The organism is Actinoplanes lobatus (assembly GCF_014205215.1).
Lineage (GTDB): Bacteria > Actinomycetota > Actinomycetes > Mycobacteriales > Micromonosporaceae > Actinoplanes > Actinoplanes lobatus.
This window is the reverse complement of sequence record NZ_JACHNC010000001.1, coordinates 1397049-1409261: the sequence shown is the minus strand read 5'-3', so window position 1 is coordinate 1409261 and position 12213 is coordinate 1397049. Positions and strand designations below refer to the sequence as shown.

Genomic DNA, 12213 nt, shown 5'->3' with positions numbered 1-12213 from the left:
TTTCAGTGGTCCAGCAGGAAGGCGCGCTCCTCGTCGAAACCGGCCTCCGGGACCGACCGGAAGCCCGGCAGCTCCGCGCCGACCAACAGCACGTCCGGGGAGGCGCCGCTCAGGGCGTGCTGGGCGTAGACGTCGGCGGAGTCGGCCCGGTCGCCCAGGTAGCGCTCGGCCACCGGGACCGGCAGGTCGGCCCAGTCGGTGACCGGCTCCCGGGCCACCGCGCGGTGGAACACCTCGGGGCGGCGCAGCACGGCCAGCGCGGCCAGCCAGCCGCCCAGCCCGTGCCCGCGCACCGCGACCCGGCTCAGGTCCAGGTCCGGGTGCTTGCCGTGCAGCGCGCGCAGGCCGTCGGCCTGGTCGGCGAGGACCACCTCGGCGAGCCGGCGGTGCACCGCCTTCTCGAAACTGGGCGCCACTCCCGGCGTACCCCGGGAATCGATGCTGACGACGGCGAAGCCGGAGTCGGCCCAGCGCCGGCGCTCCTGCCAGGCCGCGCGGTCCGTGACCACCTGCTGGTGCCCGGGCCCCTCGCCCAGGGTGACCAGGACCGGAAGCCGGGTCCCGGCGACGAAGCCGGTGGGATACAGCACGGTGGCCGGCAACCGCCGGTCGGTGACCCGCTCCAGAGCCGGATCCGGGCGGTACGGCACGTGCGGCCCCGGCGTGCGCAACGTCGCCACCCGCCGGTCCCCGCGCCACACCTGCGCCCCGACGACCAGCACGTCCCCGCCCACGGTGACCCGGTCCGCGCCGCCCAGCACGGCCAGCCGGCTCACCTCCGGCCCGCCGCTGCCCAGCGACGTGCGGACCCGGAACACCTCCCGGACCGACGGCTCCCCGAGGCTGCCCTCGACGATCAGGTCCGGCGCCCCGGCCGTCCCGCCGTCGTGCGGCAGCGTCCCGGCGACCCGCCGTACGTAGAGTCCGGGCGGGGTGAGCAGGCTGCCGTCGGCGAACAGGCAGCGGGCGTCGAAGCCGTCGTGGGCCAGTTCGCCGCCGACCAGCACCCGGCCGTCCGGCAGGTGGCGCGGGGTGCCCGGGATGGGTTCCACCCAGCGGGCGTCGGCCAGCTCCGCGTGCACCTGGGTCTCCCCGGTACGCGGGTCGATCGAGAGGATCAGCCCGTGCTGCTGTGTCCGGCGCAGCACGGTGATCAGCGGACCGCCGCCGAACCAGCGCACCTGGGCCAGGTACGGGTACGTCTCCCGGTCCCAGTGCACGTCCACCCACCCGTAGTCCAGGTCGAGCAGGTGCAGGCTGGCGGCACGGGCGCTGCGCACCGCCAGGATCTGGGTCCCGTCCGGTGACCACCACCAGCCCCGGTCCCGCCCGAACTCGGCCGACGCCGGGCCGGGCACACCCCAGGCGATGGTGTCACCGTGCTCCCGCCACGCGTTGCCCGGCTCACCGGCCAGCAGCCGGTCCCCCTCCGGCCCGGTGACGTGCAGCGACGCCGCGCCGGTGAGGTCGGTGACGTACCCGATCCGCAGGCCCTGCGGGTCGGGCCGGGCGTGGTGGGCGGGCCCGGCGGTCGGCACCGCGGTGACCGTGCCCTCGATCAGGTCGGCACGGAACAGCTCACCGTCACGCAGGATCGCGGCGGTACGGGCGTCGCGATCCGCCGCGTACGAGCCGACCGGCCCCGCGGTGACCCGGCGTTCCGTACCGGAGGCCACGTCCAGCAGCCACAACTCGGCGGACCGGAGGAACACGACTCGGGCGCCGTCTGCACCGACGGTCACGGCGTACGGGTACTCCACGTTTCCCAGCATCGCCGATCAAGGGCGACTCGCGCCGGGCAAACCGCGGGCTGGTGAAGCGAGTTCGGCGCTGGTCGCGCGTACAGTATCCGCCGTGACTGACCTTCCAGCCCGCCGTCTGCTGCTGGTGCACGCCCACCCTGACGACGAGGTCATCGGTACCGGCGCGACCATGGCGCACTACGTCTCCGCCGGCGCCCACGTGACCCTGGTCACCTGCACCCTCGGTGAGGAGGGCGAGATCCACGTGCCGGATCTGGCCCGGCTCGGCGCGGCGCACGCGGACCAGCTGGGCGGTTATCGCCTGGTCGAGTGGGAGCGGGCCTGTACCGCGCTCGGCGTCACGGACCACCGGATCCTGGGCGGTCCGGGGCGGTACCGGGACTCCGGGATGATGGGCCTGCCGACGAACCAGCACCCCCGGGCGTTCTGGGGCGCCGACCTGGACGAGGCGGCCGCCCACCTGGTCGAGATCATGCGGGAGATCCGCCCGCAGGTCATGATCACCTACGACGAGAACGGCTTCTACGGCCACCCGGACCACATCCAGGCCCACCGGGTCGCGATGCGCGCCGCCGAGCTGGCGGGCCCGGACGGCCCGGAGAAGATCTACTGGACCGCCATGCCGCTGAGCGTGCTGGTCGACGGCATGGAGGCGTTCCGCGGCGCGGACAGCAACCCGTTCGCCGAGGTGGAGAAGCCCGAGGACCTGCCGTTCGGCACGCCGGACGCGGAGATCGCGGCCCGCATCGACGGCACCGACCACTACGCCAAGAAGACCGCGGCGATGCGCGCCCACGCCACCCAGATCCCGGACAACTCCTGGCTGTACGGGATCGCCGGCGACTTCGGCGGCGAGTTCATGGGCGTGGAGTACTACACGCTGGTCAAGGGCGAGCGCGGCCCCGGCTCCGGCCCGCACGGCTGGGAGGGCGACCTGTTCGCCGGCATCGACACGGGCGACAGATGATCTCCACCGCGACCCGGGCCGCCGGCATCACCGTGGTGCTCGTCGCCACGCTGGTCACCGCGTTCCTCGAGATACAGCTCAGCGCCCTGCGGGTGGGTGCGGTCGGCTCGCTGCTGGCCGGCGACTCTCCGTACGAGGGGAGCGGCTTCGCACTGCCGTTGGCCGTCCCGCTGGCGGTCGGGGCCAACCTGGCGCTCGCCTGGTTCGCCCTCACCACGGTCGGCCGCTGGGCGGTGGGCCTTCCCTGGGCCCTGTGGACGCTGGTCATGCTGGCCGCCTCGGGCGTCCGCACGGACGGCGGCGACTACCTGGTCGGCGGGGCGAACTGGGTGTTCCTCGTGACGATGGTGGCCGGCAGCCTGACGTTCGCCATGTTCTCGTACCGATTGATCCTGAAACCGCCGCCCGTTCCGGCGGCGACTGACAGCGGACTCTCAGGCACCCTCTAGGAATCACCGGGTGCCATCCGCGAAGATGTCCGGCGGAACATTCACACGGTGCGATTCCCCATGGAGGACGAGATGAGGCAGCAGCGCTGGTTCAGGATCACGGCGCTGGCGCTCGGCCTGTTCGCGATCAACGCGGTGGCCCGGCTGGTGATCCGCTTCGCGTTCGACGGCGACGACTCCGCCCAGGGCACGGCCACGATCGTCATGTTCATCGTGATCGCGCTGGCCCTCGCGGTTCTCACCTTCGTCCGCTCGCAGCGGGAGAAGCCGTCCGGCTGGCTGCCCGACGTGGCCTTCGGGGCGCTCGGCGGCATGCTCCTGACCGTTCTGGTGGGACCGTTCCTGAGCGGCCACGGCCCGTTCGCCGACGGCGCCGGCGACTTCTTCGCCCAGATCTGGATCTACGGCGCCTGTGCCATCGCCGGGACACTGCTCGGCTACTGGACCGCCGTCATGCTGGGCCGCGACTACCGCTCCCGGGCGCTGAAGGCCTTCACCGAGGCCCGCAAGAGCCGCCCCCGCCGGGTCGTCGGCCGCTAGTCCGGCGCTTCCCGGGTCAGATAGGTGTGGTGGGTGCTGAACCCGAGCCGCCCGTAGAGCGCCACGGCCGCCGTGTTCCGCTCCTCCACCTGGAGATACGCGCGGGTCGCGCCACGCTGCGCGGCCCACTGCGCCAGCCCGCGCATCACGTGCCGCCCCAGGCCCTGCCGGCGGGCGGCCGGCGCGGTCTGCACCAGTGACACGCCGAGCCAGCGATCCGGGCCGGTCACCGCACCCCGGGCCACCGCGACCAGGTCACCCTCCGCGTCGCGGATCTGAGCGAAGACCCTTTCCGGTACGCCGTTCAGAACGCGGATCGCGGCCGCCGGCAGAGTGCCCTTGTGCTCCGCGACCATCGCGTACCAGTCGTCACCGGCCGCGTCGGCCAGCTCCACCGGCGGCAGCCCGGCGGCGGCCGGCGTGGCGAGCAGCGGCGCCAGCGGCGCGGTCTGCACCAGGGTCAGCGGCCGGCTCGTCCAGCCGCGCTCGTCGAGCGCCGAGTTCACCGGCGCGGCGAGCGGCATCGGCGCGTTGATCAGGGGCTGCTGACCGTGGTCGTGGTACCACTTCACCACCGCGTCGATGGCCGCCTCCAGCGGGCGGTCCGGGTCGCCGACCGGGAGCGCCGAGTTGGCCCGGCCGGTCCAGTTGTCCGCGGCGCGCAGGATCCAGCCGCCCAGCCGGGACCGGACCGGAGCGGGCCACGCCTCGTCGGCGGCCGTCTCCAGGGCGATCACCGCGGCCGCGTGCGGACGGCGCGCCGGTGGCACCCGCTTGGCCCGGTGCACCTCGCGCAGCGGCACCCGGAGCGTGCCCTTGGCCGTCGCCAGTGTGAGATCGGTCTCGGTGAGGTCGACGAGTTCACCGAGCGCATCCGTGAAGAGCGTGCGGTCCCCGGTTACGCCTACAATTCGCCGTACCACCACCCGGTGTCCCACATCCTGCTGTCGGAGCACGCATTACCCCCTTCGGCAGGAATACTAGGCTCTGCAATTTGTCGTCGGCGGTTCCGCGGCGTGGCTTTGAAGGGAAAGACCAGTGACCTACATCATCGCTGAGCCCTGCCTCGATGTTCTCGACAAGGCATGCATCGAGGAGTGCCCGGTCGACTGCATCTACGAGGGCAACCGGATGCTCTACATCCACCCCGATGAGTGCGTCGACTGCGGGGCCTGCGAGCCGGTCTGCCCGGTCGAGGCGATCTTCTACGAGGACGACGTCCCGGAGCAGTGGAAGGACTACACGAACGCGAACTACGAGTTCTTCGAGGATCTCGGTTCGCCCGGTGGCGCCTCCAAGGTCGGCAAGATCGAGAAGGACGCGACGTTCGTGGCCGCCCAGCCGCCGCGCGGGGACGCACACTGAGCGCCCTCTCGTCGGCTCTGCCGGACTTCCCCTGGGACCTTCTGGAGCCGGCAAAGACCCTCGCGGCCGCCCACCCGGACGGCATCGTGGACCTGTCGGTCGGCACCCCCGTCGACCCGGTCCCGCCGGCCGTCCAGGAGGCGCTGTCCGCCGCCTCGGACTCGCCCGGCTACCCGCTGACCGCGGGCACGCCGGCGTTGCGCGCCGCCATCGCGGGCTGGCTGGCCCGTGCGTGCGGCACGACCGGTGAGCCGGGTGTGCTGCCCACGATCGGCTCCAAGGAGCTGGTCGCCTGGCTGCCCACCCTGCTCGGGGTCCGCCCCGGCGACGTGGTGGTCATCCCCTCGGTCTGCTACCCGACGTACGAGGTGGGCGCCCGGCTGGCCGGCGCCGAGGTGATCCGGTCCGACTCGCTCACCGCGGTCGGCCCGGACCGCCGGGTCAAGCTGATCTGGATCAACTCGCCGTCCAACCCGACCGGCCGGGTGCTCCCCGTCGAGCACCTGCGCAAGGTGGTCGACTGGGCGCGCGAGCGCGGGGTCACCGTGGTCAGCGACGAGTGCTACCTGTCGCTGGGCTGGGAGACCACCCCGGTCTCGGTGCTCGCCGACGAGGTGACCGGCGGCGACCACACCGGCGTGCTGGCCGTGCACTCGCTCTCCAAGCGCTCCAACCTGGCCGGCTACCGCGCCGGGTTCGTCGGCGGCGACCCGGCGCTGGTCGCCGAGCTGCTCGCGGTGCGCAAGCACGCCGGCATGATCGTCCCGGCGCCGGTGCAGGCGGCCATGATCGCGGCGCTGACCGACGAGACGCACCTCGCCGACCAGCGTGCCCGCTACGCGGCCCGCCGCGACACCCTGCGGACCGCCCTCACCAAGGCCGGCTTCGAGATCAGCCACTCGGAGGCGGGCCTCTACCTGTGGGCGACCCGCGACGAGGACTGCTGGGCGACCGTGGACCGGCTCGCCCGGCGCGGCATCCTCGCCGCGCCCGGCGCCTTCTACGGTCCGGCGGCCGCACGCCACGTGCGGATCGCCATGACCGCGACCGACGAGCGGGTGGCGGCCGCGGCCGACCGCCTCGCGGAGCCGTTCACCGACTGAGAGGGGCGCCCCGCCGTGGAGAAGACGATCGTCACCGTCCACGGCGAGGCGCGCCGTGAGGTCCCGCCGGAGCAGGCCGTCTTCACCGTGACGGTCTCCGCGGTGGACCGGGACAAGGCCGCCCTGGTCGCCCGCATCAACCAGCGGGCGACCGAGATGTCGACCCTCCTCGACCGGTACGCCCAGGCCGTCGAACGCCGGGAGACCACCGGCCTGCACATGCACCCGGAGTACAACCGGCGCGGCCGGCGCGCCGAGGCGTACCAGGGATCGATCGCCACGACCGTGACCGTCACCGACTTCGAGCCCCTCGGCGAGCTGCTCTACCAGCTCGCCGGCGAGGAGCTGATCTCCATCTCCGGCCCCTGGTGGCAGCTGCGGCCGGGCAGCCGGGCCGGCGCCGACGTGCGCCGGGAGGCGGTCACCGACGCACTGACCCGCGCCCGGGAGTACGCCGCGGCGGTCGGCTCCGAACTGGACCGGATCGTCGAGATCGCCGACGCCGACACGGCCGGCGGGCACCCGATGATGCGCGCCGCCTTCGCCGGCGGCGCCGCCGAGGACACCGGCGGCTTCGATCTGTCGCCCGAGCAGCAGACCGTCGAGGCGCGGGTGCTGCTGCGGGTCACCATCACCGAGCCGACCCTGCCATCTCCCTAGGGGCGTACGGCCTGCGCGCGCACCGGAACGGTGAAGGTGGCCCCACGACAGGCCGCCGGAGCGTCCGCCCGCATGGCCAGCGCCCCGTTCACCGGGAACGCCCCGATCGTGTTCCGCGGCACCTCCCACGACACCGCGAAACTCTGCCGGGTGATCTCCACCGGCGGATCGACGCAGCCCGCCTTCCGGTGCGCGTAGTCGACCATCACATGGCCCGCCCCGGCCGTGATCGACGTGATGTGCACCGGAACCGGGTACTGATTCGTCACCGTGACGGTCAGATCCCCGGTCTCGCCCGGCAGCAGCGGCCGGCTGTTGTCCGAGGATCCGGTCAGCGCTATCTCCACACTGGTCGCGGCCGGCGGCAGCGGTTCGGTCTCCGGCCCCCTGAACCGCCAGTACGCCCAGGCCGCTCCGGCGTTGGCGAGCACCGCGGCGACCGCCGCGGCGCTGAGGATGGTGCGGGCCCGCCGATCGAACCGGCGCCGTGGCCCCGGCTGTCGCACCTCCCAGGTGGGTTCCTCATGATCGGCCGGGTCGAGTTCCAGGTGGGCACCCTCGGGAAAACCGGGCAGGACGTCGCGCCGATTCACGAAACAACCTCGGTGGTGGCGGCCGCCGCGCGGGGATCGCTCAGGTCGGACATGCGGCTCGTCCTCCTCGAAGGCCGGTGGGAATGATGCCGGGTTCGGCGCTCATACAACGTTCCCCGATAGAGATGTCCGATGTGATCGGTTTTCCGTCCGCCGTTCTGGCGCATAAATCGGACAGGTCTGCCCATCCGGTTTACCCCTGCGGGGTGAGGGAATCGGGCCGCGCCACTGCCCCCGCGACCCCGGCGCCGGCCGGTTGATGGATGGAAGCTTGAAACGTGAAGTTTCGGGCCGGAACCACTCACTCTCCGGAAAGGGATTTCCCGATCCGGAACCCGAATGAGACTTGCGAACTATGCCTCTGCCGGACGCTCGGCCCGGACCAGGAACCGGTGCGCCCGCACCACGAATTCGCCCCGGGTCCGGATGAGCGCCGACAACCGCGCGAGCTCCCGCTCGTACCGATGTGGGGTGAAGTCGCGGATCTGCCAGGGCACCGTGCGCAGATGATGGACCACCGCGACGATGTCCCGGAAGGTGAGGAGCGGATGCTCCTCCCGCACCTCGGTGACCCGCAGCCCGGCCGACTGGAGCGCGGCCACCGCCACCTCGGCGTCCCACCGCCGCGGATGCGGGGGCGGGGCGCCGAGGGCGATGTTGAGATCGGCCAGGTCGGCGCTGCCCACCTGCTGGGTGAGCAGCACGCCGCCGGGCTTGAGCAGCCGGGCGATGTCGGCCACGGGCAGCCGCCCGTGCCGGCTCAGCACCAGGTCGAACTCGTTCTCCTCGGACGGCAGCTCGGTCTGCACCTCGACCCCGAACGGGGTGAGCCGCTCGCGGGCGGCCGGAGTGTTGCGCGCCCACGTCTCCACCGCGACGGTGTGCGGCGGCAGCGGGGCCAGCTCGGCGAGCAGCTCACCGCCGCCGGTGTCGAGGTCGAGGACGCTGGTGGCGCGGCGCATCAGCGGCCGGACCAGTTCGAGGTACGACCAGGACGGCTCCGACGCCACGGCCAGGCCGTCCAGCCAGGCGAACTCCCACCCGGTCATGGAGGCGCCGGTGGTCGCGGCGTTGAGCTCTTCCTCCTGCCGGTTGCTGCGCACGGACAGAAAGTAGCCGCAGACCCTGTTGAACAGCGACTCGATCCCACGGCCTTTCCAGGACCGGTGCCGGACTGTGGCTGAACGGTTACCAGACTCAGTGGCGGACCGGCATGAGGAGCGAGAATCGGGATTCGCTGCTCCGCCCCCGGAGCGCCAGCGGACGGACCGGACCGTCCAGCTCCAGCACCAGTTGCCCGGCCCCGCCCGCGTCCAGCGCCTCGAGCAGGAACTCCCGGTTGACCGCGACGTGCGCCCCGGTGTCGGCGGCCCACTCGTCGGCGCCGGCGAACCGCACGCCGCCGGCCGGGTCGACGGTGAGGACGGAGACCGGGTACGCCCGGCCCTCGTGCTCGCGGTCGATCACCGGGGCGCCGTCGAGCAGGCCGCGCAGCTCGGCCACGTCGACGGTGACCCGGCGCATCTCCGGGCCGGCCGCGATCAGCCGCCGCCAGTCCGGGAACTCCAGGTCGAGCGGCTTGCCCTCGACGGTCCGGTCGCCGGCGCGCGCGGTCACCCGGTCGGCGGTCAGGTCCAGTGTGACCTCACCGCCGCCGAGGCCGCGCAGGTCCCGGGCCAGGTCGAGGGGGAGGAACAGCCGGGCGGCCGAGCCCTCCACGGTGGCGGGGGTGGTGGCCACGGCGATCCGGTAGCGGTCGGTGGCGACCAGTGTGACGTCGCCGGCGCCGGTCTCGGCGAGCACGCCGGCCGGCATCGGGTCGGTGGCGCCCACCGCGGCGAACAGTACGGCGTCGAGTGCCGCGGACAGGTCGGCGGCGGACAGGGTGATGCGGGTCATCAGGTTCTCCTCCAGATCGAGCAGGGTGTGCAGGCGGAGGAGCTCACGTCTGGCATCGGCGAGACCGGCTTCCAGGCGGGCCAGGTGATCGTCCAGCCTCACCCGTACCGAAGCGGGGTCGTCGAGGTCTCGCACCGCATTCGCGATCTCGGCGACGGGCATGCCCACCCGCCGCAGGCCGGCGATGAGCCGGGCGGCCCTGATCTGCTCCGCGGTGTACCGGCGATAGCCGGTGACCGGGTCCACGGCGGCCGGGACCAGCACGCCCGCGCCGTCGTAGAACCGCAGCGCGCTGACGCTGAGCCCGCTCGCCCGGGCCGCCTCGCCGATGCCTCGCATGTCGCTCTCCACATCACTGAACCCTGGTGTCTCCACCTGGTGGAGAGTCAAGCTTGCACGATCAGGGTGATGCCGAGAGTGGCCATGACCAGCGCGATCGAGCCGTCGAGCACCCGCCACGAGGCGGGCCGGCCGAGGACCGGGGCCAGCCGGCGCGCGCCCAGGCCGAGGCCGACGAACCAGGTCAGGCTGGCGGCGGCCGCGCCCAGGCCGAACAGCCACCGGTGCGGATGCTGCTGCGCCACCGACCCGAGCAGCAGCACGGTGTCCAGGTAGACGTGCGGGTTGAGATAGGTCAGGGCGAGGCAGGTGAGCAGGGTGGCGCGCAGCGTGGCCGGCGCCTTCCCGGCCGGATCGAGGACCTCCGGGCGCATCGCGCGGCGCGCGGCGAGCACCGCGTAGCCGAGCAGGAACGCGGCGCCGGCCCAGCGGATCGCCGAGATCAGCTCGGGACGCGCGGTCAGGACCGCGCCGAGCCCGGCGATACCCGCGGAGATCAGCGCGAGGTCGGAGAGGGCGCAGGTCAAGACCACCGGGAGTACGTGTTCCCGGCGCAGCCCTTGACGCAGGACGAACGCGTTCTGGGCCCCGATCGCGATGATCAGCACCGCGGAAGCGACAAAACCGGCGAGAGCGGAGGCGAGCATGTATCGACGCTAAGTCACCACCCACGCCTGTCTCCAGCTAATCATTTTGAGGATGGATTAGCCTTCCTGACGTGGATCAGGTGCAGTTGGCGACCTTCCTGGCGGTGGTCGAACAGGGCAGTTTCGAGGCGGCGGCACGAGTGCTGCACGTCACGCCGTCCGCGGTCAGTCAGCGGATAAAGGCGTTGGAGCAGGCCGTCGGCCAGGTGCTGGTGCGCCGCGCCAAACCGTGCACGGCGACCACCGCGGGCGCGGCGCTGGTCCGGTTCGCCGGCCAGGTGGCGCTGCTCGAACGCGAGGCGCTGGACCAGGCCCACGACGACACCCGGCTCTCCGTGGTGGTCAACGCCGACTCGCTGGACAGCTGGTTCCTCCCGGTGCTCCAACAGGTGCCCGGTGTGCTCTTCGAACTGCACACCGACGACCAGGAGCACACCGCCGACCTGCTGCGCAGCGGCACCGCGATGGCCGCCGTGACCGCCGACCACCAGCCGGTCCAGGGCTGCCGGGTGGAAAGGCTGGGCATCATGCGGTACCTCGCGGTGGCCGCGCCCGGCCTGGACACCACCGACCTGAACCGGACGCCACTGCTCGCCTTCAACCGCAAGGACCGGAGCCAGCACCGCTTCCTGACCGCCCGGTACGACCCACCGGTCCACTACATCCCGGCCACCGCGAGCTTCAACCAGGCCCTGCTGCTCGGCCTGGGCTGGGGGATGCTCTACGAGCAGGAGGCACGGGCGCACCTCGACGCGGGCCGCCTGGTCGAGGTCCGGCCCGGCCGGCACCTGGACGTCCCGCTCTACTGGCAGTGCTGGCGGCTCTCCTCGAAAGCCCTGGACACACTGACGGCCGCCGTTCACACGGCGGCCGCCCAAGCACTGATCAGCGATTAGTCGTTGGCGTGCAGAGCCGAGTTCAGCTCGATGCCGGTGCCCTTGCGGGGCCGGGCCTCCAGGGCGCCGGAGACCGAGTTGCGCCAGAACAGGAGATTGTTCACACCGGACAGCTCGATGGCCTTCACCACGCGACCGTCGGGCAGCGAGATCTTGGAAGCGGCGGTGATGTAGACACCCGCCTCCACCACGCAGTCGTCACCGAGCGAGATGCCGACACCCGCGTTCGCGCCCAGCAGGCTGCGCTCGCCGATCCGCACCTTCTCCTTGCCGCCACCGGAGAGCGTGCCCATGATCGACGAACCGCCGCCGATGTCCGAGCCGTCGCCGACCACCACGCCCTGCACGATCCGGCCCTCGACCATCGAGGTCCCGAGCGTGCCCGCGTTGAAGTTGACGAAACCCTCCTGCATGATCGTCGTCCCGGAGGCCAGGTGGGCGCCGAGGCGCACCCGGTCGGAGTCGGCGATCCGGACACCCGAGGGCACCACGTAGTCGGTCATCCGCGGGAACTTGTCCACCCCGAAGACGGTCAGCTGACGGCCGGCGGCGCGCTCCAGGAAACGCAGCTCGTCCACCCGCTCCGGCGGGCACGGGCCGGCCGAGGTCCAGGCGACGTTGGCCAGCTTGCCGAAGATGCCGTCCAGGTTCAGCTCGTTGGGCCGGACCAGCCGGTGCGACAGCAGGTGCAGTCGCAGGTACGCGTCGGAGGCGTCGGCGATCGGGTCGGCCAGCGACTTGACCGCCACCCGCACCTCGACGGTGCTCAGTCCGGGCAGCAGCTTCGGGCCGGTCAGCCCGGCCGGCAGCTTCGGAACGTCGGCCGGCTCCTCGCCGAGACCCAGGTGCCCGGCCGGGAACCAGGTGTCCAGAACCTGTCCCTCGGCGGTGACGGTGGCGAGGCCGATGCCCCAGGCGGGCGAAGTCGAGATCGGGGTTTCCACGAGCGAAACCCTACCGGACCTACATGAGCCACCAGGAGCCTCGCGCCA

At 72.4% G+C, this 12213-nt stretch carries 14 protein-coding genes; 7 read left to right on the top strand and 7 right to left on the bottom strand.

Going from position 1 to position 12213, the window contains the following annotated elements; translation table 11 throughout:
• Positions 1-2 precede the first annotated feature (2 nt).
• On the bottom strand, positions 3-1760 hold the full coding sequence (locus tag BJ964_RS06115; protein ID WP_229806588.1) for an alpha/beta hydrolase family protein: 1758 nt from the start codon (positions 1758-1760) through the stop codon (positions 3-5).
• Between the two features lie 94 nt (positions 1761-1854).
• Here BJ964_RS06115 and mshB point away from each other — a divergent pair, with 94 nt between their 5' ends.
• Genes mshB through BJ964_RS06100 form a run of 3 tightly spaced genes read left to right on the top strand, consistent with a single transcriptional unit; the run spans position 1855 to position 3719 of the window.
• Positions 1855-2730, top strand: a complete 876-nt coding sequence (gene mshB / locus BJ964_RS06110) for an N-acetyl-1-D-myo-inositol-2-amino-2-deoxy-alpha-D-glucopyranoside deacetylase (RefSeq protein WP_188119762.1) — start codon at positions 1855-1857, stop codon at positions 2728-2730.
• Positions 2727-3179, top strand: coding sequence for a hypothetical protein (locus BJ964_RS06105; RefSeq protein WP_188119761.1), 453 nt, complete (start codon positions 2727-2729; stop codon positions 3177-3179). The genes mshB and BJ964_RS06105 overlap by 4 nt, the downstream gene beginning before the upstream one ends.
• A 48-nt stretch (positions 3180-3227) precedes the next feature.
• On the top strand, positions 3228-3719 hold the full coding sequence (locus BJ964_RS06100; RefSeq protein WP_307838018.1) for a hypothetical protein: 492 nt from the start codon (positions 3228-3230) through the stop codon (positions 3717-3719).
• Here the strand turns inward: BJ964_RS06100 and BJ964_RS06095 are convergent.
• Positions 3716-4675, bottom strand: a complete 960-nt coding sequence (locus BJ964_RS06095; RefSeq protein WP_188119760.1) for a GNAT family N-acetyltransferase — start codon at positions 4673-4675, stop codon at positions 3716-3718. The genes BJ964_RS06100 and BJ964_RS06095 overlap by 4 nt on opposite strands.
• Positions 4676-4757: 82 nt before the next feature.
• Between BJ964_RS06095 and fdxA the strand changes: the two genes are divergently transcribed.
• From fdxA to BJ964_RS06085, 3 genes are read left to right on the top strand one after another with little or no spacing between them, the layout of a single operon-like run.
• Positions 4758-5084, top strand: coding sequence for a ferredoxin (fdxA, locus tag BJ964_RS47290; protein ID WP_220142767.1), 327 nt, complete (start codon positions 4758-4760; stop codon positions 5082-5084).
• Positions 5081-6187, top strand: a complete 1107-nt coding sequence (gene dapC, locus BJ964_RS06090) for a succinyldiaminopimelate transaminase (protein ID WP_223149932.1) — start codon at positions 5081-5083, stop codon at positions 6185-6187. The genes fdxA and dapC overlap by 4 nt, the downstream gene beginning before the upstream one ends.
• 15 nt (positions 6188-6202) lie before the next feature.
• Entirely contained in the window at positions 6203-6847 is a 645-nt protein-coding gene (locus BJ964_RS06085) for an SIMPL domain-containing protein (RefSeq protein WP_188119758.1), read from the top strand.
• Here the strand turns inward: BJ964_RS06085 and BJ964_RS06080 are convergent.
• The 4 genes from BJ964_RS06080 to BJ964_RS06065 form a co-directional block, all read right to left on the bottom strand.
• Positions 6844-7440, bottom strand: coding sequence for a hypothetical protein (locus tag BJ964_RS06080; protein WP_188119757.1), 597 nt, complete (start codon positions 7438-7440; stop codon positions 6844-6846). The genes BJ964_RS06085 and BJ964_RS06080 overlap by 4 nt on opposite strands.
• 353 nt (positions 7441-7793) lie before the next feature.
• On the bottom strand, positions 7794-8543 hold the full coding sequence (locus BJ964_RS06075; protein ID WP_229806587.1) for a class I SAM-dependent methyltransferase: 750 nt from the start codon (positions 8541-8543) through the stop codon (positions 7794-7796).
• Positions 8544-8637: 94 nt separating this feature from the next.
• The gene (locus BJ964_RS06070; protein WP_188126812.1) at positions 8638-9678 is read right to left on the bottom strand and encodes a DNA polymerase III subunit beta family protein; all 1041 of its coding nucleotides are present in this window, start codon (positions 9676-9678) and stop codon (positions 8638-8640) included.
• A gap of 47 nt (positions 9679-9725) precedes the next feature.
• A complete protein-coding gene (locus BJ964_RS06065) occupies positions 9726-10325 on the bottom strand; it encodes a LysE/ArgO family amino acid transporter (protein WP_188119756.1) in 600 nt (199 codons plus the stop codon).
• 71 nt (positions 10326-10396) lie between these two features.
• On the opposite strand from BJ964_RS06065, the gene BJ964_RS06060 reads away from it, so the two are divergent.
• A complete protein-coding gene (locus BJ964_RS06060; RefSeq protein ID WP_188119755.1) occupies positions 10397-11221 on the top strand; it encodes a LysR family transcriptional regulator ArgP in 825 nt (274 codons plus the stop codon).
• On the opposite strand, the gene dapD is transcribed toward BJ964_RS06060, so the two are convergent.
• On the bottom strand, positions 11218-12165 hold the full coding sequence (dapD, locus tag BJ964_RS06055; RefSeq protein WP_188119754.1) for a 2,3,4,5-tetrahydropyridine-2,6-dicarboxylate N-succinyltransferase: 948 nt from the start codon (positions 12163-12165) through the stop codon (positions 11218-11220). The genes BJ964_RS06060 and dapD overlap by 4 nt on opposite strands.
• Positions 12166-12213 lie beyond the last annotated feature (48 nt).